Annotated in this window: 28 protein-coding genes and 1 pseudogene; 13 read left to right on the top strand and 16 right to left on the bottom strand. The window is 60.1% G+C overall.

Annotated elements, in window-relative coordinates:
• Positions 1-289: 289 nt before the first annotated feature.
• From ACYZT4_RS05130 to ACYZT4_RS05115, 4 genes and pseudogenes are all read right to left on the bottom strand, one after another.
• Positions 290-658, bottom strand: a pseudogene (locus ACYZT4_RS05130) (AraC-like ligand-binding domain-containing protein); the annotation flags it as partial.
• Positions 659-818: 160 nt separating this feature from the next.
• Positions 819-1,748: a catechol 1,2-dioxygenase gene (gene catA / locus ACYZT4_RS05125; protein ID WP_461985782.1), complete on the bottom strand. Its 930-nt coding sequence runs from the start codon at positions 1,746-1,748 to the stop codon at positions 819-821.
• A 51-nt stretch (positions 1,749-1,799) separates the two neighbouring features.
• Complete coding sequence (gene catC / locus ACYZT4_RS05120) at positions 1,800-2,090, bottom strand: muconolactone Delta-isomerase (protein WP_461985780.1); 291 nt, start codon at positions 2,088-2,090, stop codon at positions 1,800-1,802.
• 10 nt (positions 2,091-2,100) lie between these two features.
• The gene (locus ACYZT4_RS05115; RefSeq protein WP_461985778.1) at positions 2,101-3,249 is read right to left on the bottom strand and encodes a muconate cycloisomerase family protein; all 1,149 of its coding nucleotides are present in this window, start codon (positions 3,247-3,249) and stop codon (positions 2,101-2,103) included.
• A 126-nt stretch (positions 3,250-3,375) separates the two neighbouring features.
• Between ACYZT4_RS05115 and ACYZT4_RS05110 the strand changes: the two genes are divergently transcribed.
• Complete coding sequence (locus ACYZT4_RS05110) at positions 3,376-4,260, top strand: LysR family transcriptional regulator (protein WP_461985776.1); 885 nt, start codon at positions 3,376-3,378, stop codon at positions 4,258-4,260.
• On the opposite strand, the gene ACYZT4_RS05105 is transcribed toward ACYZT4_RS05110, so the two are convergent.
• From ACYZT4_RS05105 to ACYZT4_RS05095, 3 genes are all read right to left on the bottom strand, one after another.
• Complete coding sequence (locus ACYZT4_RS05105) at positions 4,257-4,499, bottom strand: DUF1652 domain-containing protein (protein ID WP_461985774.1); 243 nt, start codon at positions 4,497-4,499, stop codon at positions 4,257-4,259. The genes ACYZT4_RS05110 and ACYZT4_RS05105 overlap by 4 nt on opposite strands.
• 116 nt (positions 4,500-4,615) lie before the next feature.
• Positions 4,616-5,515, bottom strand: coding sequence for a polysaccharide deacetylase family protein (locus ACYZT4_RS05100; RefSeq protein ID WP_461985772.1), 900 nt, complete (start codon positions 5,513-5,515; stop codon positions 4,616-4,618).
• A gap of 100 nt (positions 5,516-5,615) precedes the next feature.
• Positions 5,616-6,563 carry an ABC transporter substrate-binding protein gene (locus ACYZT4_RS05095; protein WP_461985770.1) on the bottom strand — a complete coding sequence of 316 codons (948 nt, stop codon included), beginning with the start codon at positions 6,561-6,563 and terminating at the stop codon, positions 5,616-5,618.
• Between the two features lie 297 nt (positions 6,564-6,860).
• Between ACYZT4_RS05095 and ACYZT4_RS05090 the strand changes: the two genes are divergently transcribed.
• From ACYZT4_RS05090 to ACYZT4_RS05070, 5 genes are all read left to right on the top strand, one after another.
• Complete coding sequence (locus ACYZT4_RS05090) at positions 6,861-7,847, top strand: aliphatic sulfonate ABC transporter substrate-binding protein (protein WP_461985769.1); 987 nt, start codon at positions 6,861-6,863, stop codon at positions 7,845-7,847.
• A 63-nt stretch (positions 7,848-7,910) separates the two neighbouring features.
• Positions 7,911-8,747, top strand: coding sequence for an ABC transporter permease (locus ACYZT4_RS05085; protein ID WP_461985767.1), 837 nt, complete (start codon positions 7,911-7,913; stop codon positions 8,745-8,747).
• A 3-nt stretch (positions 8,748-8,750) separates the two neighbouring features.
• Positions 8,751-9,464: an ABC transporter ATP-binding protein gene (locus tag ACYZT4_RS05080; RefSeq protein WP_461985765.1), complete on the top strand. Its 714-nt coding sequence runs from the start codon at positions 8,751-8,753 to the stop codon at positions 9,462-9,464.
• Positions 9,465-9,505: 41 nt separating this feature from the next.
• Positions 9,506-10,186: an SOS response-associated peptidase gene (locus ACYZT4_RS05075; protein ID WP_461985763.1), complete on the top strand. Its 681-nt coding sequence runs from the start codon at positions 9,506-9,508 to the stop codon at positions 10,184-10,186.
• Between the two features lie 266 nt (positions 10,187-10,452).
• The gene (locus ACYZT4_RS05070; RefSeq protein ID WP_461985762.1) at positions 10,453-10,725 is read left to right on the top strand and encodes a hypothetical protein; all 273 of its coding nucleotides are present in this window, start codon (positions 10,453-10,455) and stop codon (positions 10,723-10,725) included.
• 186 nt (positions 10,726-10,911) lie between these two features.
• On the opposite strand, the gene ACYZT4_RS05065 is transcribed toward ACYZT4_RS05070, so the two are convergent.
• From ACYZT4_RS05065 to ACYZT4_RS05055, 3 genes are all read right to left on the bottom strand, one after another.
• Entirely contained in the window at positions 10,912-11,061 is a 150-nt protein-coding gene (locus ACYZT4_RS05065) for a hypothetical protein (protein WP_461985760.1), read from the bottom strand.
• 65 nt (positions 11,062-11,126) lie between these two features.
• On the bottom strand, positions 11,127-11,438 hold the full coding sequence (locus ACYZT4_RS05060; protein ID WP_461988553.1) for an AzlD domain-containing protein: 312 nt from the start codon (positions 11,436-11,438) through the stop codon (positions 11,127-11,129).
• Positions 11,438-12,136 (bottom strand): AzlC family ABC transporter permease, encoded by a 699-nt coding sequence (locus ACYZT4_RS05055; RefSeq protein ID WP_461985759.1) that lies wholly within the window; start codon positions 12,134-12,136, stop codon positions 11,438-11,440. Before ACYZT4_RS05055 ends, ACYZT4_RS05060 begins: the two co-directional genes overlap by 1 nt.
• A 160-nt stretch (positions 12,137-12,296) precedes the next feature.
• Here ACYZT4_RS05055 and ACYZT4_RS05050 point away from each other — a divergent pair, with 160 nt between their 5' ends.
• The 3 genes from ACYZT4_RS05050 to ACYZT4_RS05040 all read left to right on the top strand — a co-directional run bounded on the left by ACYZT4_RS05050 (position 12,297) and on the right by ACYZT4_RS05040 (position 14,681).
• The gene (locus tag ACYZT4_RS05050) at positions 12,297-13,229 is read left to right on the top strand and encodes a GGDEF domain-containing protein (RefSeq protein WP_461985757.1); all 933 of its coding nucleotides are present in this window, start codon (positions 12,297-12,299) and stop codon (positions 13,227-13,229) included.
• Between the two features lie 36 nt (positions 13,230-13,265).
• Positions 13,266-13,649, top strand: a complete 384-nt coding sequence (locus ACYZT4_RS05045) for a DUF2784 domain-containing protein (protein WP_461985756.1) — start codon at positions 13,266-13,268, stop codon at positions 13,647-13,649.
• A gap of 114 nt (positions 13,650-13,763) precedes the next feature.
• A complete protein-coding gene (locus ACYZT4_RS05040) occupies positions 13,764-14,681 on the top strand; it encodes a LysR family transcriptional regulator (RefSeq protein ID WP_461985754.1) in 918 nt (305 codons plus the stop codon).
• A gap of 10 nt (positions 14,682-14,691) precedes the next feature.
• On the opposite strand, the gene ACYZT4_RS05035 is transcribed toward ACYZT4_RS05040, so the two are convergent.
• Together ACYZT4_RS05035 and ACYZT4_RS05030 are read right to left on the bottom strand one after the other, a co-directional pair.
• The gene (locus tag ACYZT4_RS05035; RefSeq protein WP_461985752.1) at positions 14,692-16,269 is read right to left on the bottom strand and encodes a sensor domain-containing diguanylate cyclase; all 1,578 of its coding nucleotides are present in this window, start codon (positions 16,267-16,269) and stop codon (positions 14,692-14,694) included.
• Positions 16,270-16,325: 56 nt separating this feature from the next.
• Entirely contained in the window at positions 16,326-16,853 is a 528-nt protein-coding gene (locus ACYZT4_RS05030) for a DUF3087 family protein (RefSeq protein WP_461985750.1), read from the bottom strand.
• A 230-nt stretch (positions 16,854-17,083) separates the two neighbouring features.
• Between ACYZT4_RS05030 and ppnN the strand changes: the two genes are divergently transcribed.
• The 3 genes from ppnN (at position 17,084) to ACYZT4_RS05015 (ending at position 19,716) form a co-directional block, all read left to right on the top strand.
• Complete coding sequence (ppnN, locus tag ACYZT4_RS05025; RefSeq protein ID WP_461985748.1) at positions 17,084-18,457, top strand: nucleotide 5'-monophosphate nucleosidase PpnN; 1,374 nt, start codon at positions 17,084-17,086, stop codon at positions 18,455-18,457.
• 144 nt (positions 18,458-18,601) lie between these two features.
• Positions 18,602-19,339, top strand: coding sequence for a response regulator (locus tag ACYZT4_RS05020; RefSeq protein ID WP_461985746.1), 738 nt, complete (start codon positions 18,602-18,604; stop codon positions 19,337-19,339).
• A 152-nt stretch (positions 19,340-19,491) separates the two neighbouring features.
• Positions 19,492-19,716, top strand: a complete 225-nt coding sequence (locus ACYZT4_RS05015) for a hypothetical protein (protein ID WP_461985744.1) — start codon at positions 19,492-19,494, stop codon at positions 19,714-19,716.
• 140 nt (positions 19,717-19,856) lie between these two features.
• Here ACYZT4_RS05015 and ACYZT4_RS05010 read toward each other — a convergent pair whose 3' ends face one another.
• From ACYZT4_RS05010 to ACYZT4_RS04995, 4 genes are all read right to left on the bottom strand, one after another.
• On the bottom strand, positions 19,857-21,311 hold the full coding sequence (locus ACYZT4_RS05010) for an FAD/NAD(P)-binding protein (protein WP_461985742.1): 1,455 nt from the start codon (positions 21,309-21,311) through the stop codon (positions 19,857-19,859).
• Between the two features lie 184 nt (positions 21,312-21,495).
• A complete protein-coding gene (locus ACYZT4_RS05005; RefSeq protein WP_461985740.1) occupies positions 21,496-21,645 on the bottom strand; it encodes a hypothetical protein in 150 nt (49 codons plus the stop codon).
• An 83-nt stretch (positions 21,646-21,728) separates the two neighbouring features.
• Positions 21,729-23,132, bottom strand: a complete 1,404-nt coding sequence (locus ACYZT4_RS05000; RefSeq protein WP_461985738.1) for an LLM class flavin-dependent oxidoreductase — start codon at positions 23,130-23,132, stop codon at positions 21,729-21,731.
• A gap of 155 nt (positions 23,133-23,287) precedes the next feature.
• On the bottom strand, positions 23,288-23,851 hold the full coding sequence (locus ACYZT4_RS04995; RefSeq protein ID WP_461985736.1) for a helix-turn-helix domain-containing protein: 564 nt from the start codon (positions 23,849-23,851) through the stop codon (positions 23,288-23,290).
• Here ACYZT4_RS04995 and ACYZT4_RS04990 point away from each other — a divergent pair.
• Complete coding sequence (locus ACYZT4_RS04990; protein WP_461985735.1) at positions 23,846-24,886, top strand: DMT family transporter; 1,041 nt, start codon at positions 23,846-23,848, stop codon at positions 24,884-24,886. The genes ACYZT4_RS04995 and ACYZT4_RS04990 overlap by 6 nt on opposite strands.
• Positions 24,887-25,030: the final 144 nt, after the last annotated feature.

The following is a 25,030-nucleotide window of genomic DNA, read 5'->3' as shown; positions in this document are numbered from 1 at the left end:
CCGGGGCCGGTCGCTGCACGGGTCATACCTGCCACGACCGACAGCTTGAAACTTCTTTTATTATGAAATAGAGATCACTAACGCACTTAGGAGATTTTTGGTGAGTCTGAATACCGCCCAAAAAATTCATTTAGTCATTGGCTCACTAAATTTCGGAGGGTTGTTAATATTCATCGGCATAAGTCTTATCTCGCCTATAAAAAAATTGATTTTATATTGCACCACCTGAGAAATTGCCCTGCGATTATTAATCGTAGTGATCTCCGAAATGGAGGACCTAGAGGAATTCTATGAATTTTTCGCAATCGTCGGAGTAAGTCAGGTCTACCGGATCATCGGGATTGATCAGCAGCAACTCGCCGGTGGCGAAGTAGTGTTCCTGACCGTGACCGCGCCACAGGCAATTGCCGCGCAGCAGGACTTGCAGGTGGTAGATGGTTTCCAGCGCACCCGAGGTGACGCGCACGCTGCCGCCGTAGCTGATGCGACAGAGGTCGAGGCTGGCGAATTTTCGGTGGTTCAGACTGGCCAGCGGTCGCCCGGCGCGGGGCATCAGGATGCAGTGGTTGCCGACGTGCTGATTGACGTAGCCCGACACCGCGTACGGGTCGGCATGGTCGAATACGGCGCTGCGCTGACTCAACAGTTGCGCTTGCATCATCGAGTCACTCTCGTTGTTCTTATGGGGTGCATCGGGTGATTTTAGTGTAGGAGCGAGCCCGCTCGCGATGGACTCGAGAACGCCGCGGGGAATCAGGCACCCAGCGTCATCGTTTACGTCCATCGCGAGCAGGCTCGCTCCTACAGGGTTGGTGCGATCAGTCTTCCAGTGCGCGAACCCGTTCGTGCCGCTGCTGCTCTTCAGGCTGGGCCGACGACTGCAAGGTGAAATCGAATTCGATCTCGGCAAAACGCCCACTCACGCCGTACTGCGCCGCACGTTGCTGATCATCGCTGAAGGTGATCTTGGCGATCAGTTCATCGCGGGTGGCGTAGGCGAAATCGTCGTGCAAGTATTGGTCGCCGTCGAGGTTGATCTGGGTCGTCAGATGACGATGATCCGCGGCCGAGATGAAAAAGTGCACGTGTGCCGGACGCTGGCCGTGACGGCCCAGTTGGTTAAGCAACTGCTGGGTCGGACCGTCCGGCGGGCAACCGTAGCCCGACGGCACGATGCTGCGGAAACGGTATCGGCCATCGGCGTCGGTGACGATGCGGCGACGCAGGTTGAATTCCGATTGCGTGGTGTCGAAATAGGAATAAGTGCCGCCCGTGTTGGCGTGCCAGACATCCACCACCGCACCGGCCAACGGCTCGCCAGCGGTGTTGAACACGCGGCCTTGCATGAAAAGCGTCACACCCGGATCGACGCCGTCGTCCAGCCGCGCTTCGCCTTCGGACAATGGCGCGCCCGCCACGTACAACGGCCCTTCGATGGTGCGCGGCGTGCCACCGGCCTTACCGGCCTGCTCGTCTTCGGCGTCCATCAGCAGGTCCAGGTAATGTTCCAGACCGAGCCCGGCCGCCACCAGCCCTGCCTCTTGACGCGCACCCAGCACGTTGAGGTAGTTGACGGCTTTCCAGAATTCTTCCGGGCTCACGGCGAGGTCTTCGATGATGTTTACCGAATCACGCAGGATGCGATAGATCAGCGCCTTGGTCCGCGAGTTACCGGCATCGTTGTGCAGGCCGCTGGCCTCTTCGATAAATTTCTGGGCAGTCGCAGTGTGGGAAATCTTGACGTTCATGGGGGTACCTCATCTTGTAATTATTAGCGTGGCGAACTGAACAGGCTGGATTCAGCGGTCATCCTCGCGGATGGAAGAAGGATGCCGGCACATTGCAGTGACTTCGATCGCCATGTACGGGTACAGCGGTAATTGCATGAGCAGGTCGTGCAGCTCTTGAACGCTGTCGACATCGAACACGCTGTAATTGGCGTAGAGGCCAGCGATGCGCCACAGGTGACGCCACTTGCCTTGGTCTTGCAGGCGCTGCGCCAGGACTTTTTCATCAGCCTTCAACTTGGCGGCGGTTTCTGGATTCATGTCGACCGGCAGGTTCACGGTCATTTTTACGTGGAACAGCATAATGCTCTCCTCAGGCGAGATGAATGGCAGTAGGGGTTTTGTCGCGACGGAAAAACGCCAGGCGTTCTTCATCGATATTCAGGCCCAGGCCCGGGGTCGTCGGCACGTGCAGCTCGAAATCGCGGTAGATCAGCGGCTCGCTGAGAATGTCTTCGGTCAACAACAGCGGGCCGAACAGTTCGGTGTCCCACGCCAGTTTGTTCAGCGTGATAAAGGCATGGGCCGACGCCAGGGTGCCGACGCCGCCTTCGAGCATGGTCCCGCCATACAGGGCGATGCCCGCCGCCTCGGCAATCGCGGCGGTGCGCAACACGGCGCGTGGGCCGCCGTTCTTGGCGATCTTCAGGGCGAACACCGAAGCCGCGCCTTCGCGGGCCAGGTTGAACGCGTCTTCGACACACTCGATGGATTCGTCGGCCATGATCGGCGCCGGGCTCATGGCGTTCAAGCGTGCCATGCCGGCGCGGTTGTTGCGGGAAATCGGCTGTTCGATCAGGTCGATGCCGTTGGTGCCCAGCATCCGGCAGGCGCGCAATGCGACCGCTTCGTCCCAGGCCTGATTGACATCAACTCGTACGCTGGCGCGATCGCCGAGGGCTTTCTTGATGGCGATGACGTGGGCCAGGTCGCGGTCGACTTCACCGGCACCGATTTTCAGTTTGAAGATGCGGTGGCGACGCAGGTCGAGCATTTTTTCCGCTTCGGCGATGTCCTTCTCAGTGTCGCCGCTGGCCAGGGTCCAGGCCACAGGCAGAGCGTCGCGCACCCGGCCACCGAGCAGTTCGCTGACCGGCAGACCGAGGCGTTTGCCTTGGGCATCAAGCAGTGCGGTTTCGATACCTGACTTGGCGAACGTGTTGCCACGGATGCTGCGTTCCAGGCGCAACATCGCGGCATTGACGTTGGCACTGTCCTGCCCCAACAGCAACGGCGCGAAGTGGCGGTCGATGTTGGTCTTGATGCTGTCCGGGCTCTCGTTGCCGTACGCCAGGCCGCCGATGGTGGTGGATTCGCCAACACCTTCGAAGCCATCAGCGCAGCGCACGCGAATGATCACCAGCGTCTGGTTCTGCATGGTGTGCATCGCCAGCATGTGCGGGCGGATGGTCGGCAGATCGACGATGATCGTCTCGATCGATTCGATGGCTGTAGCAAGCATGGCGATACCCGTCAGGTTCTTAAAGTTCTGGAACCGATTCTGGTACGGCTTTTTTTATGAAGCCAATATAGAATTGGTCTGACTTGATACCTTAAAGGTATGCACCGATCTGTTTGCGGAGGCCCCATGGAATTACGTCACCTGCGGTACTTTCAGGTGCTGGCTCAAACCCTCAACTTCACCCGCGCCGCCGAGTTGCTGCACATCGCCCAGCCGCCGTTGAGCCGGCAGATTCAACAACTGGAGGACGAGCTCGGGGTGTTATTGCTGGAGCGCGGTCGGCCGTTGAAGCTGACTGACGCCGGGCGATTTTTCCATGAGCACTCCACCGCCCTCCTTGAGCAACTGGGCAAGGTTTGCGACAACACCCGGCGAATCGGTCTGGGGGAAAAAACCTGGCTGGGGATTGGTTTTGCGCCCTCCACGCTCTATGGCGTGCTGCCGGAATTGATCCGCCGGTTGCGCAGCGGCGAGCCATTGGAGCTTGAGTTAGGGCTCTCGGAGATGACCACGCTGCAACAGGTTCAGGCGCTCAAGGCCGGACGCATCGATATCGGTTTCGGGCGGATTCGCATCGACGACCCCGCGATCATCCAGACGGTGTTGACCGAAGACCGCCTGGTCGCCGCCCTGCCCGCCGGGCATCCGCTGCTGGCGGGGCCGATCAGCCTGCGCGACTTGGCCAGGGAATCCTTCGTGCTGTACCCCGGCAACCCGCGCCCCAGTTACGCCGACCATGTGATCGCATTGTTCGAGTCCTGTGGCGTGAGCATCCATGTGGCGCAATGGACCAACGAACTGCAAACCGCCATCGGCCTGGTGGGCGCGGGCATCGGCGTGACCCTGGTACCGGCCTCCGTGCAATTGCTGCACCGCGACGACATCGGTTTCACGCCCCTGCTGGAAGACAACGCGACTTCGCCGATCATCCTCAGCCGGCGCGTGGGCGATGTGTCACCGGGGTTGAATCATTGTTTGCGGATGATTGACGAGTTATCGGTGCGGGGCTAACCGGCGAACGCCCGGCGCCCGGCGCGCATTTCGGTGCGAAGCTCGGCGATCAGGTTGGAGATGGCGCGCACGTTGTTCAACTGCGCGGGCGACACGCCGGTGATCAGCAGGTCAATTCTCCCGGTGGCACGCTCGAACACCTTGATCCGCAAGGACCCGTCGGCATTCAACGTGCAAGCGCAGGACAGCGGCTGGAAGCCGGACTCCACAATGCGGCAGAGCTCTGGAACTGAAACCATGATGACGCCTCCGAGGCGGCTGATCGGATTCAACTCATTGAGGATAGCTGCGCTTTTTCAATCCGCCGCCAGCGCGCTTCAACAAAAGTGCCAACTGCCTCGCACTTTGGCAAAGCTCAATGCGCATCCCCGTCCCATATCCAGTTCCAGATTCCCGGCAATTTCACCGGTTCTGAACTGTCACGCACCGTGCGCGCCATCGCCGCCCTCTGCAACTCGGCCTGATCGTCATAAAACGCCTTCGGCGCGGTTTTCACGCCGGTCGCCTGTGCACTGTCGAGGAGGATTTGCAGGTACTCGCGGGCATGCCGGGCGGAGTAACGGTTGAGGTCATGAAACGTCACCACCACCGGGATCACACCGTCCACGGTCGGCAGTTCGCCCAAGGCAATGCGCTCGCGGACTTGCGACAGTTGCAGCAGCATATTCGCCCGCCGCCGGGGACTGGCATTGAAACCCCAGATCTTGCCGTCGTTGGCGCTCAGGTCGGTCAGCAACACGTGCAGGCCGTGGCGCTGATAGGCCGCAAACACCCGTTGGTCGTAGTTCCAGAATGGCGGGCGCACCAGCGTTGGCGCCGCGCCGGTAATCGCGGCAATGTCGGCACTGCCCTTGGTCAGCGACTGCTCCAGCTCTTCCGGGCTGAGGGATCGGTGATTGGTGTGCCAATGCGTGGCCGTGTGGAAGCCCAGTATCTGCCCCTCGGCGTGTTCGCGACGCATGACCTCGCGGCCAATGTCGCTGTCGCCCGCCCGTGGCGCGCCGGTCTGCACGAAGAACACTGCTTTGAGGTTGGGTTGAATCGGATTCGTCGCCAGGCTGTCGAGCACTGTCATCGTCGGATTCCAGAAACTCGAGGCGCTGGGGCCGTCATCGAAGGTCAGCAGAAAACGGATCGGTGCTTGCGTGCTCAGCCGCTGCTCGGTCAGCGGCGTCATTTCGATAGGCGCCGCGATGCACCCCGCCAGCCCGCCGGCGATAGCGAGTGCACCAAAAATCTTGAACAGCTGTTTCATGTTGTGCCCTGGGCCAGACCGTTGAGCCGGCACACGTGTGCGGGCGCGGTTTGGATCAGGGTACACAGTGTTTGGTTCCGGTGCTGGCGTGGGTCGTCGCTTACGGGTTGAGCGCCTGCTGGAACGAGTTGTCGATGATCGGCGCGGTCGCCAGTTCCGCCGGCAGGGCCTTGACCTTGAACAGGAAGTCCGCCGTGCTCTGCAAATCCTTGGCCGCCTGCGCGTCCACCGGGCCCACAGTCATGTGTGCCTGACGCAACCAGTGGCGCGAGACGTTCTGGTCGAGGTTGGCTTTCTTGGCCCACAGATCAGCGTATTCGTCGGTGTTGTTGTCGACCCAGGCCCGAGCCTTTTTCAGCCGCACGAGGAAGTCGGCGATGGCTTCGCGCTTGCTGTCGATGGACGGTGTCGAGGCGGCGATGGCGCTGAGTCCCGGCATCAGGTTTTTGGCAGTGAGAATCGGTCGCGCGCCGGAGAACAGGATCTGCTGCGAGATGTAGGGTTCCCAGACCGGGAAGGCATCAATACTGCCCTGTGGCAACGCGGCGGCGGCATCAATCGGCATCAGCTTGATGAAATCAACGTAGTCCTCCGGCAGATCAGCCTGTTGCAGGGCGCGCAGGGTCAACTGCTGGCTCCAGGCGCCGGGCCAATAAGCGACCTTCTTGCCCTTGAGGTCGGCGATAGTCTTCACCGGTGAATCCTTCGGCACCAGCAAGGCGATGGTGTCCGGATTCTGCCGCGAGACGCCGATCAGTTTCACCGGCGCCTGTTTGGCCGCCAGGAACAGGAAGCCCGAATCGCCGAGAAAACCCAGATCCAGTGCCCCGGTGTTCAACGCTTCGGCCAGTGGCGCGGCGGCCTGAAAATGTTTCCAGTCGACGGTATAGGGCGCTCCTTCAAGCACACCTGATGCCTCCACCGATGCACGCACGTTGTAGTAATTCTGGTCGCCCACATGCAGAACAACGGGGTCGGCAGCGAACGCCATTGGCGCAGCAAACAATGCGCTGGCCAGCAGGCTGCGGACAAATCGAGACAGGTTCATCGGGGGTTCCTCCGGGGATGATTGCGATAGACCATAACGCTCTTACAACGAGCTTTTTAAATTCGATTTATGCATAAGCTCATGATCGTCACGCAACACTGTTTGCCCAGCAACAGCGACTGGGCAGACTGTTTTCCCGGCAACACTTGTGTGCGTCGACTCTCTCGCCAAGGCCCTGAAAATGTGTGAAATACACAACATGGCACAGAGCCTGCAATATTCTTTTTATGCAGGACTCATTACTAGAAATTAACTTTTAAGACATAAGTAATTAAACGCCTTGCCGGAGCTGACCCCATGAAATCCACCGTCCTTTTCCCTAAAGTAAGGTACCTGCTCAGCGCGTACGCCCTGGCCTTGAGCTTGCAACCTATTGCGCAAGCCGCTGAAGCGCCGCCGGCCGAGGTGCATCTGGATTACGCTTATTACTCGCCGGTGAGCCTGGTGCTTAAACACTTCGGTTTCCTCGAAAAAGCCCTGCCACAGACCAAGGTCAGCTGGGTATTGAGTCAGGGCAGTAACCGCTCATTGGAATACCTCAACAGCGGCGGCGTCGACTTCGCCTCCTCCGCCAGCCTCGCCGCGGTGCTCAGCCGAGCCAACGGCAGCCCGATCAAATCGGTTTACGTCTACAGCCGCGCCGAATGGACCGCACTCGTGGTACGCAAGGACTCGCCCTACAAGACGGTCGCCGACCTGAAAGGCAAGAAGATCGCCGCCACCAAAGGCACGGACCCGTACCTGTTCACTCTGCGCAGCCTGCAACAGGCCGGCTTGAGCAAGGACGATGTGGAATTGGTGCACCTGCAGCACCCGGACGGTCGCACCGCGCTGGAAAAAGGCGACGTCGACGCCTGGGCCGGTCTCGATCCGCACATGGCGGCGAGTCAGGTGCAAGCCGGTTCGCGCCTGCTCTACCGCAACACCAACTTCAACAGTTACGGCGTGGTCAGCGTGACCGACACCTATGCGAAAGAACACTCGCAAGCCATCGAAACCGTACTGAAAGCGTACGAACAAGCCCGCGAATGGGCGGTGAAAAATCCTGACGAACTGGCGAAGCTGCTCGCCACCGAATCCGGCCTGCCGCTGGAAGTGGCCCAGCTGCAATTGTCGCGCACCGACCTGAGCAGCCCGCAATTGACCGCCAAAGACGTCATCGCCTCCAAGGCCGCCGCACCGATTCTAGTGTCCGAGGAACTGGTTCGTCGTGGGGTGAATGTTGATCAAGTCATTGATCAACTGATCGATACCGGTTTCAAAGAGACCGTGGCTCGTCAGTAAATCACCGTAACGGGTAAGACCGAATCCGCGCCCGTCGCGGATTCGTCGCGACTGGAGAACCCCATGACCAGCAAAATCAAAACCCTCGAACTGCCAGCGCCGCGGCGCGCCACTTTTTCCCTGAACAACGCCTGGCGTCTGCGCCTCAAAGGTCTGGCCCTGCCGGTGCTGATCATCCTGGTGCTGGAATTGGTCGTACGCATCGGCTGGTTGCCGTCCTACCAGATGCCAGCGCCCAGTGAAATTGCCCTGACCCTGCGGGACCTTGCCGAAGGCGCGCTGTGGAAACACATCAGCGCCAGCGTCTTGCGAGTGCTGCTGGGGTTCGCCATTGGCGCCAGCCTCGCGCTGGTATTCGCTGCGTGGGTCGGTTTGAGCCGTGAAGCCGAAGCCTGGCTGGAACCGACATTCGCCGGCCTGCGCTCGATTCCGAGCCTGGCGTGGGTGCCGTTGTTGCTACTGTGGCTGGGCATCGACGAAACCTCGAAAATCGTCCTGATCGCCATTGGCGCGTTTTTTCCGGTGTACCTCAACGGTGTCGCGGCGATCCGCGACATCGATCGCAAACTGGTGGAGGTCGCGCAGATGTATGGCTTCAGTCGCCTGCGTCTGGTGCGGCGTATTCTGCTGCCCGCCGCCCTGCCCGGCCTGTTCACCGGGTTGCGCAGCGGCATGAGCCTGGCGTGGATGTTTCTGGTTGCCGCCGAGCTGATCGCCGCAACCAAAGGCCTGGGCTATCTGCTCAGTGATGGCCGCGAGACTTCGCGCCCGGACATCGTGCTTGCGGCAATCATTGTGTTGGCGCTGCTGGGTAAACTCAGCGACGGCATCCTCGCGGGCCTGGAGAAACGCTGCCTGGCCTGGCGCGATACTTTTAACGGCCAACGCGCAGAGGATTGAGCCATGACCGCCCCCTTGCTGGACATTCGCGTCGAACGCAAAACCTTCGCCGCCACCACCGTGTTGCAAAACATCCATCTGCAATTGCAGCCACGGGAAACCGTGAGTCTGCTGGGCCCGAGCGGTTGCGGAAAAAGCACCCTGCTGCGGATCGTTGCCGGTCTGGAAAAAGACTATGAAGGTGAACTCGACAGCAGCGCCGGTGAAATCGCGTTTGTGTTCCAGGAACCTCGACTGATGCCGTGGCTGACGGTCGAGCAAAACATCGGTTTCAGTGCCGACCGTCACTACGACAAGGCCTGGGTCACGCAATTGATCGCTGAAGTTGGCTTGACGGGTTTCGCCCAAGCGTTGCCCAAGGCTCTTTCCGGGGGCATGGCGCAGCGGGTAGCGATTGCCCGCGGCCTCTACTCGCGGCCCGACGTGCTGCTGCTCGATGAACCCTTCAGCGCCGTGGACGCCTTCACCCGGATGAAACTGCAGGACCTGCTGCTGCAACTGGCCAAACGTCACGCCATCGCCCTGTTGCTGGTGACCCACGATGTCGATGAGGCGCTGTACCTGAGTGATCGGGTGCTGGTCATGGACAACCGCCCGAGCAGCATTCGTCAACAACTGGCCGTACCGTTGGTGCATCCCCGTGACCGCCGCGATCCGCTGCTGGCGCAACTGAAAGCGCTGTCGTTGACCGAGTTGCAGCGTGCGCATGTGATCTGAGGCATGACTATGCTGAAACCTCCAGACGGAGGATTCGCTTGATGTGCGGACGATTAACGCAATACCGCGGTATCCACGATTTTGTTGCGGTGCTGAGCATGCCCGACGCGCTGATCAACCACGTGGGTGACGAGCCGCTGGCCCGCTACAACGCCGCGCCGACGAATCAGTTGGCGTTGTTTCACCAGGAAGTCGATGGGCTCAGGGCCGACAAGGTACGTTGGGGCTGGCGGCCGCATTGGGCGAAGGATCGTGCGGCGCCGATAAACGCGCGGGTTGAAAAGGTCGCCCATGGTCCGTTCTTCCGCGCCATCTGGCCGCACCGTGCCATCGTGCCGATTGATAATTGGTTCGAATGGGTCGATGCGGGGGATTCGACCCGACAACCCTGGCTGATCCGTCGACGGGACCGCGCACCGATTTTCTGTGCGGCGATTGGCCGTTTTCCCACAGGCAGCGAAGCACCGCGAGACGACGATGGCTTTGTGATCATCACCGCTGACAGCGCCGGCGGCATGCTCGACGTGCATGACCGGCGGCCGGTGGTGCTATCGCCGGAATTGGCGAGGGAGTGGCTCGATCCTGCCACTCCGCCGGAACGCGCCGAACAGATGGCGTTGTTGCAGGGCGAAGGTTCCGAGTTGTTCGAGTGGTACAAGGTGGGGAAAGCCGTCGGTAACGTGAGAAACCAGGACGCGGGGCTTATTACCGAAATTACTTAAAATGATTCGATATCGATAAAAGTAGTCGCGAGTTGTATATACAGGATCACAACTCTAACGTTACAGGGAGTGTTTCATCCAAGATACACTCGATGAAACAGCGGGACTTGATCCATTAACCGCTTGTCAGACAACCGTATTGTCGTACATACATTTAGAATCACTGCGAATAACATGCGCGCCGCATTTCCATTGGCACCGCCCAATTGACCAAAGAGTCAATAATCAAGGAAATCCCTTCTACAACAAGCCTTGCAGAGAATTGAATGCGCGACGATTTAGCAATGAATCAAGTCGTTGGTCTGGAGTGCGTTTATCTTTCGACGACAGAACACTATCGACTCGACTGTTTTATCGAGCAATACATTAAAACCCGCAACCTTCGATCAGTTTCCGGGATTGACGGTATTTTGCGTTCAACGCTCAAACACTACCCGGGCAAGCCTCCGGTCATGGTCAATGAAGTGAACGCATGGATCGACAAAACCCTGGGTTATCGGGCCTTGCATCCCGATGAATTGCAACTGGACGACTTTTGAATCGAATCTGCGAGTGCTCTCGCAGCACGGTGTGGTCGGTGTCTATCCATGCCATACCCAATAAAGATCCCGTGTAGGCGCGAGCCTGCTCGCGATGGACGTGAACGATAACGCGTGCTCCGTGAAAGAACGTGTTGCCCGGGCGTTCTTCGCGAGCAAGCTCGGTCTACAAGGGATCGGTTGCGTCTAGAATTTCCTGTCAACATCTGACAGTTCTTTCCCGTCATCAGGATGCTTCCAGTCAGGCGTCGAACGCTTTTGCCGCTCGATCTCCTCTTCCGTCGGCTCATCCTCGTCTACATCATCCGGTTCCGGACGCTTTTGATCAGTTGCCATGCTCACCTCGCTTCCAAAGGGATCAGTCATCGACTTTGAGCGTAGAACACTTTCCACCCTCCCACTCAAACCCACCAACGCAGCAAAAAGAAAAACCCCATGCTTAACAACATGCTGAGCAGCGTGTTGCGGGTGTAGAGCACCAACCCCACCGCCACCAGCGAACTGATCAGGTACGGGTTGTCCCACTGCAGGTTCAGCTGTTTGTCTGGCATGAACACGATCGGCCCGCAGATCGCCGTCAACATGCCCGGCACGGCAAAACCGAGGAATTGCCGGGCATTGCTGCTCAGGCGCACCGGCAGGCGCGGTTCGAGAAACACGTAGCGATTGAGAAACACCAGAATCCCCATGCCGATAATCACTGCCCAGACCATCATGTGCGTCCACCGTAGAATTTGTTGCAGACAAAACCCGCCGTCATTCCCGCCAGCCCTGACAGCACCAGCGCCGAGCCCCATTGCCAATAACTGAACAACACCGAACAGAACAGCGACACCGCCACGCAGACCACTGTTGGTACGTTGCGCACCACCGGGGTGATCAGGGCAATGAAGGTCGCCGCGATGGAGAAATCCAGGCCCAGATGTTCCAGCCCCGGAATGCTGCTGCCGAGCACGATGCCGGCGAGGGTGAAGAGGTTCCAGGCGATGTAAAACGTCAGGCCGACACCCAGGGCGTACCAGCGGTTGAACTGCTGTTGGTCATGCTGGCTGACCAGAGCGAACAGTTCATCGGTGAGCAAAAAACCCAACCCCACACGCCAGCGACCCGGCAGCGGAGAAATCACCGAACGCAGGCTCATGCCGTAGAGCAAATGCTGGGACGTCAGCAGCAAGGTGGTCAGCAGGATCGAAAAGATCCCGGCACCACCCTTGAGCATGCCAATGGCCACCAATTGCGCCGCGCCGGCAAATACGATGCTCGACAAACCTTGCCCTTGCAGCGGGGTGAGATTGGCCTCGATGGCCATGGAACCGGCCAGCAATCCCCACGGCGCGGTGGCCAGGGATAACGGCATGATCGCCGCGGCACCGCGAAGGAATGCGCTGCGCGGCAAGTGTGAATTGGACATAACGCTCTGCAATCAGGGAAAGACCCGAGACTGTGCCACCAGTCGCCGTCGATGGCTTGAAGAATTTTGCGCACCTGTCCGCTCATCGGCTGCACGCTTGATTCGACATCGTAGTAGCAACATGATGGCGCAGCATTTTCCCTCGAGGATCCGGCCCGTCATGAGCGCAATCGATACCGACAGCGACGTCTACAAAACCCTGCTTGAATCGACCAACGCGATCCCCTGGCGAATCGACTGGCAGAGCATGACCTTCAGCTACATCGGCCCGCAGATCGAAAATCTGCTGGGCTGGCAGCAAGACAGCTGGGTATCAGTCAGCGACTGGGTCGAACGCATGCACCCGGATGATCGCGAGTACGTCGTGGATTTCTGCGTTTCGCAATCCCGTGCGGGGGTGGACCACGAAGCGGATTACCGCGCCCTGACCCACACCGGCGAGTACGTGTGGATTCGCGATGTGGTGCACGTGGTGCGCAAGGACGGTGAAGTGGAAGCGCTGGTGGGGTTCATGTTCGACATCAGCGAGCGCAAGAAAACCGAAGAGCATCTGGCGCGCCTGCAGAAGCAACTTGAGGAATTTTCGTTCCAGGACGGCCTGACCGGCATCGCCAACCGGCGCATGTTCGACACCGTGCTGGAAGGCGAATGGGCCAACGCCCAGCGCACCGGATTGCCGATGTCGCTGATCATTCTCGATATCGATTATTTCAAGCAGTACAACGACCGCTACGGACACATCAAGGGTGACGAATGCCTGCGTCTGGTCGCCCAGACCTTGTCGCTGGCGGCCAATCGACCGCGGGATTTCATTGCACGGATCGGCGGCGAAGAGTTCGTCTGGCTGCTGCCGGAAACCGATGCCGAATCGGCCAGGCTGGTGGCGCACAAGTGCCTGCACCTGATTCGCCAACAGCAAATTGCCCACGAGACTTCCGCCGTTTCAACGTTGCTGAGCCTGAGCCTGGGAGTCGCCACCACCGTCGCCTCGTCGACTGACACGGCACTGGCGTTTATCGAGCGTGCCGACAAATTGCTCTATCAAGCCAAGCGCAATGGCCGGATGCGCGCAGAGTTTGCTGACCACGCGTAACATCAAGCGATTCGCATCACGGGTCGGAGAGTCAACATGCTTTACCGGATCGCCGCCGACGGGCTGGTGCTGTTTCACCTGCTGTTCATTCTGTACGTGCTGTTCGGCGGGCTGCTGGTGCTCAAATGGCGCCAGTTGATGTGGTTGCACCTGCCTGCCGCGGCCTGGGGCGTCGCCGTGGAAGTCTTGCACCTGAGCTGCCCGCTGACGGAATGGGAAAACCGCATGCGCCATGCCGCCGGGCAAACCGGTTACGGCGGTGGTTTCATCGAGCATTACGTATGGCCGGTGATCTACCCGGCCGGGCTGACGCCAACCATTCAACTGGCGCTCGGCAGCGTGGTGCTGGTGATCAACGTGCTGGTCTATCTTCGATTGATCAGGTTGCGCACCGTTTCAAATTCACCACCACACCTGTAGGAGTCGGCTTGCCGGCGATGGCGACCGTACATTCTGCGAAAGATACCAGGGCTTCACCGGTGGCAAGTCGGACCGCCGCACCGCAGCCCCCACAAGGTCCGTCGAGGATTAAACATGCTGTCGATGGAAGACCTGTCATTGCTGGAAGCCATTCGGGAAACCGGCAGCCTGTCGCGGGCGGCGGCGCATCTTGGCAAGGCGCCGTCCACCGTGTCCTATGCGGCGCGGCAACTGGAGGAGCGTTTCGATGCCTTGCTCTTCGATCGACGCCGCTACCGCTTGCAGCTGACTCCCGCCGGGGAATTGCTGGTAAACGAAGCATCGCGGCTGATGCAGGACGTCTCGCGCCTGACCCAGCGGGTGCAGCAAGTGGCCAACGGCTGGGAAAGCCGCCTGTGGATCGTCACCGACGAACTGCTGGAGTTCGAAGCGTTGATCCCGGTGATCCATGAGTTCGACGCGCTGGAATCCGGCGTGCCCCTGCGTATCACCCACGAAGTATTGAAAGGCGTGTGGGAGGCCCTGCGTGAAGGCCGTGCGGACCTGATCATCGGCGCCACCAACGAACCGCCAGCGATTCCGTCCTTGCGCTGGATGCAACTGGGGGAAATGGAATGGGTGTTCGCGGTGTCGCCCAAACACCCGTTGGCCAAGGTCAAAGAACCGATTTCCCGGGCAACGGTGACGCAGCACCGGGCGATTGTCGTGGCCGACTCGTCCCGAGTCACCGAGGGCAGCACCTACGGTGTTTCCGGCGGACAACAGGTACTCGCGGTGCCGACCATGCGCGCGAAAATCCTCGCCCAGTGCGACGGCCTGGGCGTGGGTTGGCTGCCTAGGCATCGGGTCGGGTCGTTACTGAAGAATGGCACGCTGGTCGAGAGACAGATGGCCGATCCACGGGAGCCGAACATTCTGTATGTCGGCTGGCGCGGCGACCATGACGGCCGCGCCCTCGGCTGGTGGCTGGAAAAACTCAAGCAATCCTACCTCGCCACCCAGCTGGTTCAGGGCAGCGACCGGTTCGTCTGAACCGGCGTACTCAGTTGGCAATCACGCTCATGTTCCGACCGCTGGCCTTGGCGACGTACAGCGCCTTGTCCGCGGCGCTGACCAGGTCATCGGGACTGTCCTGTGAAGCGGTGTTGTAGGCGCAGACGCCAATACTCACGGTGACCGTCCCCTCCACCCCTTCACTGTGCTTCATGTCGGCCTGCTGAACCGCGCGGCGGATGTTTTCCGCCACCAGGAAAGCGCCCACATAGTCAGTGCCAGGCAGCACCACGGTGAACTCTTCGCCACCGTAGCGGGCGGCAAGATCCCCCGGGCGCTTGATACTGTCGCGGATGATCGCGCTGATTTTGCGCAGGCACACGTCACCTGCCACATGGCCGTAAAGATCATTGAAACGCTTGAAGTGATCGACATCGATCATCAACAGCGCCAGGTGAGTCTGGCTGCGCCGGGCGCGACCCATTTCCGCGAGGATGAACAGGTCGAACTGACGCCGGTTGGAGAGCCCGGTCAAGGCGTCTTCCAGCGCCAGCAACTCCAGGCTGCGGTTGACCTCGATCAGATTTTCCTGGGCATCCAGCAAGACCGTCTGAATCTGATTCTGCTGGCGCATCAAACGGATCAGGCGATATCCAAGAATCCCCAGGAACCCCAACAACAACACGACGATGCCGGCACTCAATGCCGATTCCTGCCGCCAGCCTGTCAAGACTTCATGCTTGTCGAGGGCGGCAAAAATGATCAGCGGGTAACCCTCGACGCGGCGAAATCCAACCACTCGCTCGACGCCATCGATCACCGACTTGACGGTTGCCGTGCCGAAATCACCCGTGGGCAATAACTGCTTGAACAACGGGCCATTGGCGACGCTGGTGCCGACCTCCGCTTCCTTGAATGGCCGGCGCACGACGATGGTGGCGTTGTCGGCGATCAGGTTGATCACGCCGTTGTGACCCATGTCGATGCTGTCGTACAGGGAAAGGAAATGGTTGAGATAGATCGTCGCCAGCGCCACGCCGGCAAAACTGCCGTCCGCGTGATTGACCCGGCGTGACACGGTCATGATCCACTCGCCGCTCGAGCGGCTCTTGATCGACGGACCAATGTGCGGCCCGCGATCGGGATGATCCCGATGAAAGACGAAATATTCGCGGTCGGAATTATTGGCGTTGGGCACATCGGCGCCATTGGAATTGGCGACCCATTGCCCGTGTTCGTCATACACGAACACGCCGTGCAACTGGCTAAGCTCACCGCGCTGAATGGCCAGCAACCGCTGCAGCCTAGGCAAGCGCTCCTGCCCGACGCCGTCGTTTTCGAGGCGGTCCACGAGGGTCAGCAGCAGCGTGTCGGCCTGTTTGATCGAGGCCTGCGCTTGCGAGGCCAGGGTCTGCGCAAGGTTGGACATCGCCACTTCCTTGTCATGCAGATGGTACTGGCGCGAGTTCCAGGCTTCCCCAACAGCGATCGCCGTCATGCACAGGCACACCGCGACGAACAGCGACACGACATGTCGAACCTTGAGCTTCGCCATCGGCTGATGCGCCGTGAAGGACACGGCGTGCCGGGATTTCGCGATGCGATCGTTAACGGACGGATGTCCCATGACGCTCCCTGATTATTCGTGAGTGGCGATTGATCCTGATCGCCTTTGAGTGACGGTTACTGCGGCTGGTGCTTCACCGCCTCAAGCCAGGCGGGGTTCAATTGCGTCTGTTCGGTGTCGATGCCCAGCGCTTCCATGCGCACCTTGTGCAGGTCCATCTCGCGGATCAACTGGCTGTGATCACTGGAGTTGGCATCCAGTTGGTGCATCTGGTTCAACCCCAGATGATAGAAGCGCAGCAGCTTCATGGCGCTCGGATCATCCTTTTCCGCGGCCGCCGTCACCTGATGCATGACGTTGGTGACGCTCATCAGGCTGCGTTTGAGCCGCCAGCCGTAGACCGCGGGCGCCATCCAGGCCTGGGTCCAGAACGTGCCGCGCATCAGCGCCGCCATCAGCAGCACCGCGACAAACACGCCCCCGACATTGAAGCGTAGATTGTCACCGCCGGGCTCGCCGAACATCGCGACCGCTGCCGTCGACAGCACCATCGCCAGGGCCAGGAAAATCAGGGCGATGATGATCGTGCTGCGGCGCGTCTGGCTGCGATAGAGCTCGGGGTTCTGCGGCTGGATTTCGAACATCGTGACGGGTTTCCTCGGGGGCACGGACAAAAAGACTGCCGGGCATTATCGCCTCTGTGGCGGATTTAGCTATGCTGAGGCTCCTTTTCGTCTTTCCATCTTTTCATCGTCAATCATCGTCGAAGAGGAACGTGGCGATACAGCGCAGTTCGTGCCATCTTCTTTTATGGATACATACTATTCGGATGTCATGCGTCCTCGGCGGGTGACATCGTTTTAAGGATCATTGAATGTCCCAACGTCAAGTAATCAACGCCTCGGTCAGTCCCAAGGGCAGCCTGGAAACCCTCTCTCAACGTGAAGTGCAGCAACTGAGCGAGGCCGGATCCGGCAGCACCTACACCCTCTTCCGCCAATGCGCCCTGGCCATCCTCAACACCGGCGCCCATGTCGATAACGCCAAGACCATTCTCGAAGCCTACAAGGACTTCGAAATCCGCATCCACCAGCAGGACCGCGGCGTGCGCCTGGAACTGCTGAACGCACCGGCCGACGCCTTCGTCGACGGCGAAATGATCGCCAGCACCCGGGAAATGCTGTTCAGCGCCCTGCGCGACATTGTCTACACCGAAAACGAACTCGACAGCCAGCGCATCGACCTGAGCAACTCCCAGGGCATCAGCGACTACGTCTTTCACCTGCTGCGCAACGCCCGCACCCTGCGTCCCGGCGTCGAGCCGAAGATCGTGGTGTGCTGGGGCGGCCATTCGATCAACACCGAAGAATACAAATACACCAAGAAAGTCGGCCACGAACTGGGCCTGCGCAGCCTCGACATCTGCACCGGCTGCGGCCCCGGCGTGATGAAAGGCCCGATGAAAGGCGCGACCATCGCCCACGCCAAACAACGCATCCATGGCGGGCGTTACCTCGGCTTGACCGAACCGGGGATTATCGCCGCCGAAGCGCCGAACCCGATCGTCAACGAACTGGTGATCCTGCCGGACATCGAAAAACGCCTGGAAGCCTTCGTGCGCGTAGGCCACGGCATCATCATTTTCCCCGGCGGCGCGGGCACGGCCGAAGAGTTCCTGTACCTGCTCGGCATCCTCATGCACCCGGACAACAAGGGCCTGCCCTTCCCGGTCATCCTCACCGGGCCGAAACACGCCGCGCCGTACCTGGAACAACTCGACGCGTTCGTCGGCGCCACCCTGGGTGACGCGGCCAAGCAACATTACGAGATCATCATCGACGATCCGGCGCAGGTCGCTCGGCAGATGACGGCCGGCCTCAAAGTGGTGAAACAGTTCCGCCGCGAGCGCAACGACGCCTTCCATTTCAACTGGCTGCTGAAGATCGACGAGGGCTTCCAGCGCCCATTCGATCCGACCCACGAAAACATGGCCAACCTGAAACTGAGCCGCAGCCTGCCTGCCCACGAACTGGCCGCCAACCTGCGCCGCGCGTTCTCGGGCATTGTCGCCGGCAACGTCAAGGACAAGGGCATTCGTTTGATCGAAGAACACGGGCCGTATCAGATCCGCGGTGACGCGGCGGTGATGCAGCCACTGGATCAGTTGCTGAAGGCCTTCGTGGCCCAGCACCGGATGAAACTGCCGGGCGGCGCGGCGTACGTGCCGTGTTATCGCGTGGTTGCCTGACCCGACTGATGGCTAACCCGATCTGCAGGAGCCTGCTCGCTGGCGATGGGTCCTTGAGACTTGCTTCGACCTCTCGGACGGCATCGCTGGCAAGCCAGCTCCTGCAGTGGAGGTGTGGCGTGCGAGTGACTAGAGGATTGACCCATGGAACATGTGGACCACATCCTGATCGTCGATGACGATCGCGAGATCCGCGAGCTGGTCGGCAATTACCTGAAGAAAAACGGCCTGCGCACCACCGTGGCTGCCGATGGCCGGCAGATGCGCAGTTTTCTCGACGCCAACACCGTGGATCTGATCGTGCTGGACATCATGTTGCCCGGCGATGACGGCCTGTTGCTATGCCGCGAATTGCGCTCGGGCAAGCACAAAGCCACACCCATCCTCATGCTGACTGCACGCAACGACGAAACCGACCGCATCCTCGGCCTGGAAATGGGCGCCGACGATTACCTGACGAAACCCTTCGCCGCCCGCGAACTGCTGGCGCGGATCAACGCCGTGCTGCGGCGCACGCGGATGTTGCCACCCAACTTGCTGATCACCGAAAGCGGCCGCTTGCTGGGCTTCGGCCGCTGGCGCCTGGACACCACCGCTCGGCACTTGCTGGACCAGGACGGCACCATGGTCGCCCTCAGCGGCGCCGAGTACCGGCTGCTGCGTGTATTCCTCGATCACCCGCAGCGGGTATTGAGCCGCGACCAGCTCCTCAACCTCACCCAGGGCCGCGACGCCGACCTGTTCGACCGTTCCATCGATTTGCTGGTCAGCCGCCTGCGCCAGCGCTTGATGGATGACTCCCGGGAAGCGACCTACATCAAGACCGTGCGCAGCGAGGGTTATGTGTTCTCCTATCCAGTGGAAATGCTCGGCGCCGAGTGATGAGGCCTGTCCCTGCCGGGAGGGTCACACTCAAGCAGCGTTGACGACGGATCAACGAGCTTGATATCGACTATGCGTCAGGGTGTTTTTTCATCGTGCGGCTTCAGCTCTACAGTGGGCTCATCTTCTCCCCACCCTTCTGGAGCTACATCATGAAAAGCATTATCAGTCTTGGTTTTATCCTGTCGGTTCTTGGCGCTACATCGGCTATCGCCGCACCCCACGCCACTTCGCAGGTTGTTGCCGCGTCGAAAGTCAGCCAACCAGCGACGCTGAATGTGAACACGGTCGGTGTTGATCATAAAGACACCCAGGCGAGCAAACTCTACGTAGCGGATAACCGTGCCGAGTTCGGTTCGAAGTATCAGCGTTATTGATTGGCCGGTGTGTACGGCTTGAAAAAGAAACCCCGGAGAGAGTTGATCTTTCCGGGGTTTCTTCGTTTCCCGCGCCCTGTAGGAGCGAGCTCGCGAAAAACGCCCAGAGACCGCATTAATTCAGACAGCACGTGTTACCGTTAACGACCATCGCGAGCGAGCTCGCTCCTGCACAGGATTTCTAAAGCCAACGCTTTGGCCTGGCTCGCCACGTCCGTCACCGCCGTACTCTCCCACCACATCCCCCGCAACGGCGGCCCCATGGCAAACAACCGTTCGGCGACCTGCCCGTCCGCTGCCAGCACCGCGCCGTCCACAGCCGCCGCAATCCCCAACGCCAACGGCCCAGGCCGCACCAGCCCGCGCGCCAGCAACTGCCGCGGCAACGGACGCGCCACTCGCCGCCAGTCGTATTCGATGCCACTGGAATTGATCAACGCCGCGCCACGCACAACCACCGTTTCAGCCTCACCACGACGACGAATGCGAATGCCCACATCCGTGCCCGAAGCAGGCTCCAGCCCCTTGAACGAAGCCGCCTGAATTCGCAAGCGTCCCTCGCCGCGCAACCGCGCCACCAGCTCGGCACTCAGCGGCGGCGAACGATGGTGATGACTTTCCCAGCACGGTCGCACATGCCGCACAAACTGCCGGCGCTGCACGTCCGTCGCCTGACTCCACAATCGGCCGATGTGCGCCCGCACCGTATCCAGCGGCGCTTGCCAATCGATACCCTGCGCGATGGCGTCCCGACACTGCCGACGCAGTTCACGCAGCAGCTGTCGCGGCGTACGGATATCGTGATCCTCTGCCAGGAAATCCACCCAGGCCGGCGGTTGCCGGCGGACGTGCGGCAACAACCCGTGACGGGAAAACACCTCGATCGGTCCGCGATGCCCGGCCTGCTCCAGCGACACCACCGCGTCGACCATGGTCAGCCCGGAACCGATGATCAACACCGTCGATTGCGGATCGAGCTGGCGCATGGCAGCCACATCCCAAGGATCGAGGGCCGCTGCGTTCAAGCCGCTGGACTGGGTCTGCGGCGTGCGCGCCGCCGGAAACATCCCCGTCGCCAACACTGCAAAATCACCCTGCAAGCGCTGGCCGTCACTCAAACTCAAGCGTACCGAGTCGTGCAGCGTTTCCAGGTCAACCACTTCGCCCCGCACATGCTCGACCGTCGAACCATTCAACGCGCCCAGTGCTTGCGCCTCGGCCAGCCGCTGCTGCACGTACAAGCCGAAAATCCCCCGAGGCGCAAACAACTCGCTGATTGGCACATGTTGCTCATCGGACTCCGGCCAGCCGCCCGCCGCAATGTACTCGGTTAGCCATTGCGTCAGGTCATCGGCGTCGTCCGGGTTGACGCTCATGCGCGCCGCGTTGCCGTTCAGCGTGTGGCCCAACTCGACCGCGCTGTAGGCCTCGCCCCGGCCCAGTTCGGCGCGGGGTTCGATCACCAGCAACGAGCGCTTGCCCGGCAGGCGCAACAACTGCGCCGCCAGCATCGTGCCGCTGAGTCCGCCGCCGATGATCAGGATGTCTGCGTGGCGGATGGCGTCGGTCGCCTGTCCGCTTCGGATTTCAGTCATGGCGCTCTCAATGTTCAGTGTTCACCCAAATAGAAGTCATGCACATCGCCCCGCGCCAGCAACGCCTCGCGGCTGCCCTCACCTGCTCAGCGCGATAGAGCGGGTCGACAATCTTCTGGACGATCATAAGTGCCAAACCCATGAAAGGCTCATCAAACAATACCAAAGTAGGTCGCGACTGCCTTCAGCTCGCTCGGTGCTTGAATTCGGCGAGCCAGTTCGACGCGGGTTGAGCGTCCGGGGCGCAGGTGGCCTGCCAGATGTAATGCAGATCGCCCAAGCCGAGCAGGTGCCAGACAAACCACTGGCCATGGCGGGTGACCTCTTGTGTCATGGGCAAAAGCGTACGGTGCTCCGCCGGGCCAAAATCTGAAAACGCCAAGAAACCTGTGGGAGCCGGCTTGCCCGCGATGGCGTCTACGCCGACACCACGTTCCTCTCCTGCTGGCGCAACCCGGCTAAATCTCGATACCCCGCACCTGGATGAATCTCCGGCAACCGTGGCCCTTCGCCGAACAACTTCTCGCGCAAGGTGCCCGGCGCGTATTCAGTTTTGTAGACCCCGCGCTTCTGCAACTCCGGCACCAGCAACTCCACGGCGTCGATAAACGTTTCGTGGGTCAGCGCATACGCCAGGTTGAAACCGTCGACATCGGTCTCTTCAACCCATTCCTGCAACAGATCGGCAACCGTGTCGGGACTGCCGACAAACAACGGACCAAAGCCGCCGATCCCAACCCAATCGGCCAGTTCGTTCGGTGTCCAGACCTTGTTCGGATCAGCCGTAGAGAAGGCCTCCACCGCCGATTGAATGGCGTTGGTATGCACATGCTTGAGCGGTTCATCGGGTTTGAACTGACTGAAATCGATCCCGGTCCAGCCGGAAATCAAGGCCATCGCGCCTTCGTAACTGACCCAGGTTTTGTATTCCTCGAACTTGGCCTTGGCCTTGGCATCGGTCTCGCCGAGGATCACGGTTTGCAGGTTGAAAATCAGGATCTTCTTCGGATCGCGCCCGGCCTCGGCGGCGCGACGACGGATGTCGGCGACGGTTTTCTTCAGCAGCACCTTCGACGGCGCGGCGACGAACACACACTCAGCGTGTTCAGCGGCGAATTGCTTGCCGCGACTCGACGCGCCGGCCTGATATAACACAGGCGTACGCTGCGGCGACGGTTCGCAGAGGTGAATGCCCGGCACCTGAAAGTGTTTGCCGACGTGCTGGATTTCGTGGATTTTGCTCGGATCGCTGAAGATCCGGCGCTCGCGATCACGCAGGATTGCACCCTCTTCCCAACTGCCTTCCCAGAGCTTGTAGCAAACCTCCAGATACTCCTCGGCGAAGTCATAGCGCGCGTCGTGCTCGGTCTGGTTTTTCTGCCCCAGATTCTTCGCACCGCTTTCCAGATACGAAGTGACGATGTTCCAGCCAGCGCGGCCCTTGGTCAGGTGATCGAGGGTCGAGAGACGTCGGGCAAACGGATAAGGGTGTTCAAACGACAACGATGCTGTCAGGCCAAACCCCAGGTGCTCGGTGACCAGCGCCATCGGCGGGATCAGCTGTAGCGGATCGTTGACCGGCACCTGCGCCGCCTGGCGAATCGCTGCATCGCCGTTGCCGTTGTAGACGTCATAAATGCCCAGCACATCGGCGATGAACAAGCCGTCGAACTTGCCGCGCTCGAGGATTTTTGCCAGGTCAGTCCAGTATTCCAGGTCCTTGTACTGCCACGAACGGTCCCGCGGATGTGCCCACAACCCCGGCGACTGGTGGCCGACGCAGTTCATGTCAAAAGCGTTGAGACGAATTTCACGGGCCATCAAACGGCGCTCCTGAAGGGTGAATGCACCAGAGCTTTAGCAGAAGTCGTGCCGTAAATTATTTATGTTTTATTTCAATGAGTTGAAGTGTTATCCAAGAAATCGATGTAGCTCTAAACCAGCAAAGTGTCTATTCAGTGTTGGCCGGCGAACAGTCAGATCACCACATTTCTCACGAACCGGACAGCCACCCTCCCATCATTGCGATAGGAATGCGGCTGGTTGCTTGCGAACATATAGAACTCGCCGGCAGCAATGTCATGGGGCGTACCGCCAAGGGTCAGTGTCAGGCAGCCTTCGAATACGTAGATCTGTTCACTCCAGCCATCGGCATCCGGCTGCGACGGGTAAATTTCCCCGGGTTGCAGCCACCATTCCCATTGCTCTACTGCACGGGTGGCCGTGGCTTTGGAGAGTAAGACGGCTTTGCTGCCGGGAATTTGGCCGGCCCAGGCCACTTCATTGATGCGACTCGGATCACGGGCATCCGGCGCCTGGATCAGGTCGCTGAACGCGACGTCCAGCGCTTCGGCCACGCGGTCGAGGGTGGTCAGGCTGACGTTCTTCTCGCCGGCTTCGATGGCCACCAGCATGCGCCGGCTGACCCCGGACTTTTCCGCCAGTGCGGCCTGGCTCATGTCAGCGGCATGGCGCAGGCGCCGAACGTTCAGGCTGACGTGCTGAAGGACCGAAGCCCGCGGGGGAGAATCTTTGTGCACTATATTGCTCACTCGGCAGGGTTGGGCAGTATACTGCGCAACATTCGGCGCATTGTGCGTCGCCCTCAGGTAGCGCGCAAGGTCATGACGTCGTTGAACTCTTCTCCGTCTTCTCCCCCGTCTTCTTCCCGTTTCTCCAGGTTCAGCAAGGCCGAGTGCGTGCTGGTGGTGATTACCATGGTCTGGGGCGGCACCTTTTTGCTGGTGCAACACGCGATGACCGTCAGCGGCCCGATGTTCTTCGTCGGCCTGCGCTTTGCGGCGGCGGCGATCATTGTCTCGCTGTTCTCCTGGAAACATCTGCGGGAACTCTCCCTGTTCGAACTCAAGGCCGGCGCCTTCATTGGCGTGGCGATCATGCTGGGCTACGGTTTGCAGACGGTCGGGTTGCAGAGCATTCCCAGCAGCCAGTCAGCGTTCATCACTGCACTTTACGTGCCTTTCGTACCGTTGCTGCAATGGCTGGTGCTGGGGCGGCGTCCGGGGTTGATGCCGAGCATCGGCATAATGCTGGCGTTTACCGGTTTGATGCTGCTGTCAGGGCCTGCGGGCGCGTCATTCAACTTCAGTCCCGGTGAAATCGCTACGCTGATCAGCGCCATCGCGATTGCCGCCGAGATCATTCTGATCAGCACCTACGCGGGTCAGGTTGATGTGCGGCGGGTCACCGTGGTGCAACTGGCAACCACCTCGGTGCTGGCGTTTTTGATGGTGGTGCCGACGCAGGAAGCGATTCCTGATTTTTCCTGGTTTTTACTGGGCAGCGCCCTGGGCCTCGGCGCGGCCAGTGCGGCGATTCAAGTGGCGATGAATTGGGCACAGAAGAGCGTTTCGCCGACCCGGGCGACGTTGATTTATGCGGGTGAGCCGGTGTGGGCCGGGATTGTCGGCCGGATCGCCGGGGAGCAGTTGCCGGGGATTGCGTTGGTGGGCGCGGGGTTGATTGTGGCGGCGGTGATTGTCAGTGAGTTGAAAACCAAGGGTAAGGCTGCGCCCGAGGTTGAACAGGATCCGGTACGGGAAACGGAGCACTGATCGTTCCCACGCGCAGCGTTGGAACGATCAAAACACAACGTTCTGAAACAATGTGAATCAGGCTTTTTCCGTCTAACGTGTAGGATTCTGCGACAGCTTGCCGTTTGGTGATCCGAGGACTGGCACGTATGATGCTTCACAAAC

The sequence above is a fragment of the Pseudomonas sp. GB2N2 genome (assembly GCF_054897705.1).
This window is presented reverse-complemented; position numbering and strand designations above follow the sequence as displayed.

Coding starts and splice junctions, on each gene's coding strand:
- catA (WP_461985782.1), bottom strand. CDS start 1,748: ATGAACGTCAAGATTTCCCACACTGCGACTGCCCAGAAATTTATCGAA.
- catC (WP_461985780.1), bottom strand. CDS start 2,090: ATGCTGTTCCACGTAAAAATGACCGTGAACCTGCCGGTCGACATGAAT.
- ACYZT4_RS05115 (WP_461985778.1), bottom strand. CDS start 3,249: ATGCTTGCTACAGCCATCGAATCGATCGAGACGATCATCGTCGATCTG.
- ACYZT4_RS05110 (WP_461985776.1), top strand. CDS start 3,376: ATGGAATTACGTCACCTGCGGTACTTTCAGGTGCTGGCTCAAACCCTC.
- ACYZT4_RS05105 (WP_461985774.1), bottom strand. CDS start 4,499: ATGGTTTCAGTTCCAGAGCTCTGCCGCATTGTGGAGTCCGGCTTCCAG.
- ACYZT4_RS05100 (WP_461985772.1), bottom strand. CDS start 5,515: ATGAAACAGCTGTTCAAGATTTTTGGTGCACTCGCTATCGCCGGCGGG.
- ACYZT4_RS05095 (WP_461985770.1), bottom strand. CDS start 6,563: ATGAACCTGTCTCGATTTGTCCGCAGCCTGCTGGCCAGCGCATTGTTT.
- ACYZT4_RS05090 (WP_461985769.1), top strand. CDS start 6,861: ATGAAATCCACCGTCCTTTTCCCTAAAGTAAGGTACCTGCTCAGCGCG.
- ACYZT4_RS05085 (WP_461985767.1), top strand. CDS start 7,911: ATGACCAGCAAAATCAAAACCCTCGAACTGCCAGCGCCGCGGCGCGCC.
- ACYZT4_RS05080 (WP_461985765.1), top strand. CDS start 8,751: ATGACCGCCCCCTTGCTGGACATTCGCGTCGAACGCAAAACCTTCGCC.
- ACYZT4_RS05075 (WP_461985763.1), top strand. CDS start 9,506: ATGTGCGGACGATTAACGCAATACCGCGGTATCCACGATTTTGTTGCG.
- ACYZT4_RS05070 (WP_461985762.1), top strand. CDS start 10,453: ATGCGCGACGATTTAGCAATGAATCAAGTCGTTGGTCTGGAGTGCGTT.
- ACYZT4_RS05065 (WP_461985760.1), bottom strand. CDS start 11,061: ATGGCAACTGATCAAAAGCGTCCGGAACCGGATGATGTAGACGAGGAT.
- ACYZT4_RS05060 (WP_461988553.1), bottom strand. CDS start 11,438: ATGGTCTGGGCAGTGATTATCGGCATGGGGATTCTGGTGTTTCTCAAT.
- ACYZT4_RS05055 (WP_461985759.1), bottom strand. CDS start 12,136: ATGTCCAATTCACACTTGCCGCGCAGCGCATTCCTTCGCGGTGCCGCG.
- ACYZT4_RS05050 (WP_461985757.1), top strand. CDS start 12,297: ATGAGCGCAATCGATACCGACAGCGACGTCTACAAAACCCTGCTTGAA.
- ACYZT4_RS05045 (WP_461985756.1), top strand. CDS start 13,266: ATGCTTTACCGGATCGCCGCCGACGGGCTGGTGCTGTTTCACCTGCTG.
- ACYZT4_RS05040 (WP_461985754.1), top strand. CDS start 13,764: ATGCTGTCGATGGAAGACCTGTCATTGCTGGAAGCCATTCGGGAAACC.
- ACYZT4_RS05035 (WP_461985752.1), bottom strand. CDS start 16,269: ATGGGACATCCGTCCGTTAACGATCGCATCGCGAAATCCCGGCACGCC.
- ACYZT4_RS05030 (WP_461985750.1), bottom strand. CDS start 16,853: ATGTTCGAAATCCAGCCGCAGAACCCCGAGCTCTATCGCAGCCAGACG.
- ppnN (WP_461985748.1), top strand. CDS start 17,084: ATGTCCCAACGTCAAGTAATCAACGCCTCGGTCAGTCCCAAGGGCAGC.
- ACYZT4_RS05020 (WP_461985746.1), top strand. CDS start 18,602: ATGGAACATGTGGACCACATCCTGATCGTCGATGACGATCGCGAGATC.
- ACYZT4_RS05015 (WP_461985744.1), top strand. CDS start 19,492: ATGAAAAGCATTATCAGTCTTGGTTTTATCCTGTCGGTTCTTGGCGCT.
- ACYZT4_RS05010 (WP_461985742.1), bottom strand. CDS start 21,311: ATGACTGAAATCCGAAGCGGACAGGCGACCGACGCCATCCGCCACGCA.
- ACYZT4_RS05005 (WP_461985740.1), bottom strand. CDS start 21,645: ATGACACAAGAGGTCACCCGCCATGGCCAGTGGTTTGTCTGGCACCTG.
- ACYZT4_RS05000 (WP_461985738.1), bottom strand. CDS start 23,132: ATGGCCCGTGAAATTCGTCTCAACGCTTTTGACATGAACTGCGTCGGC.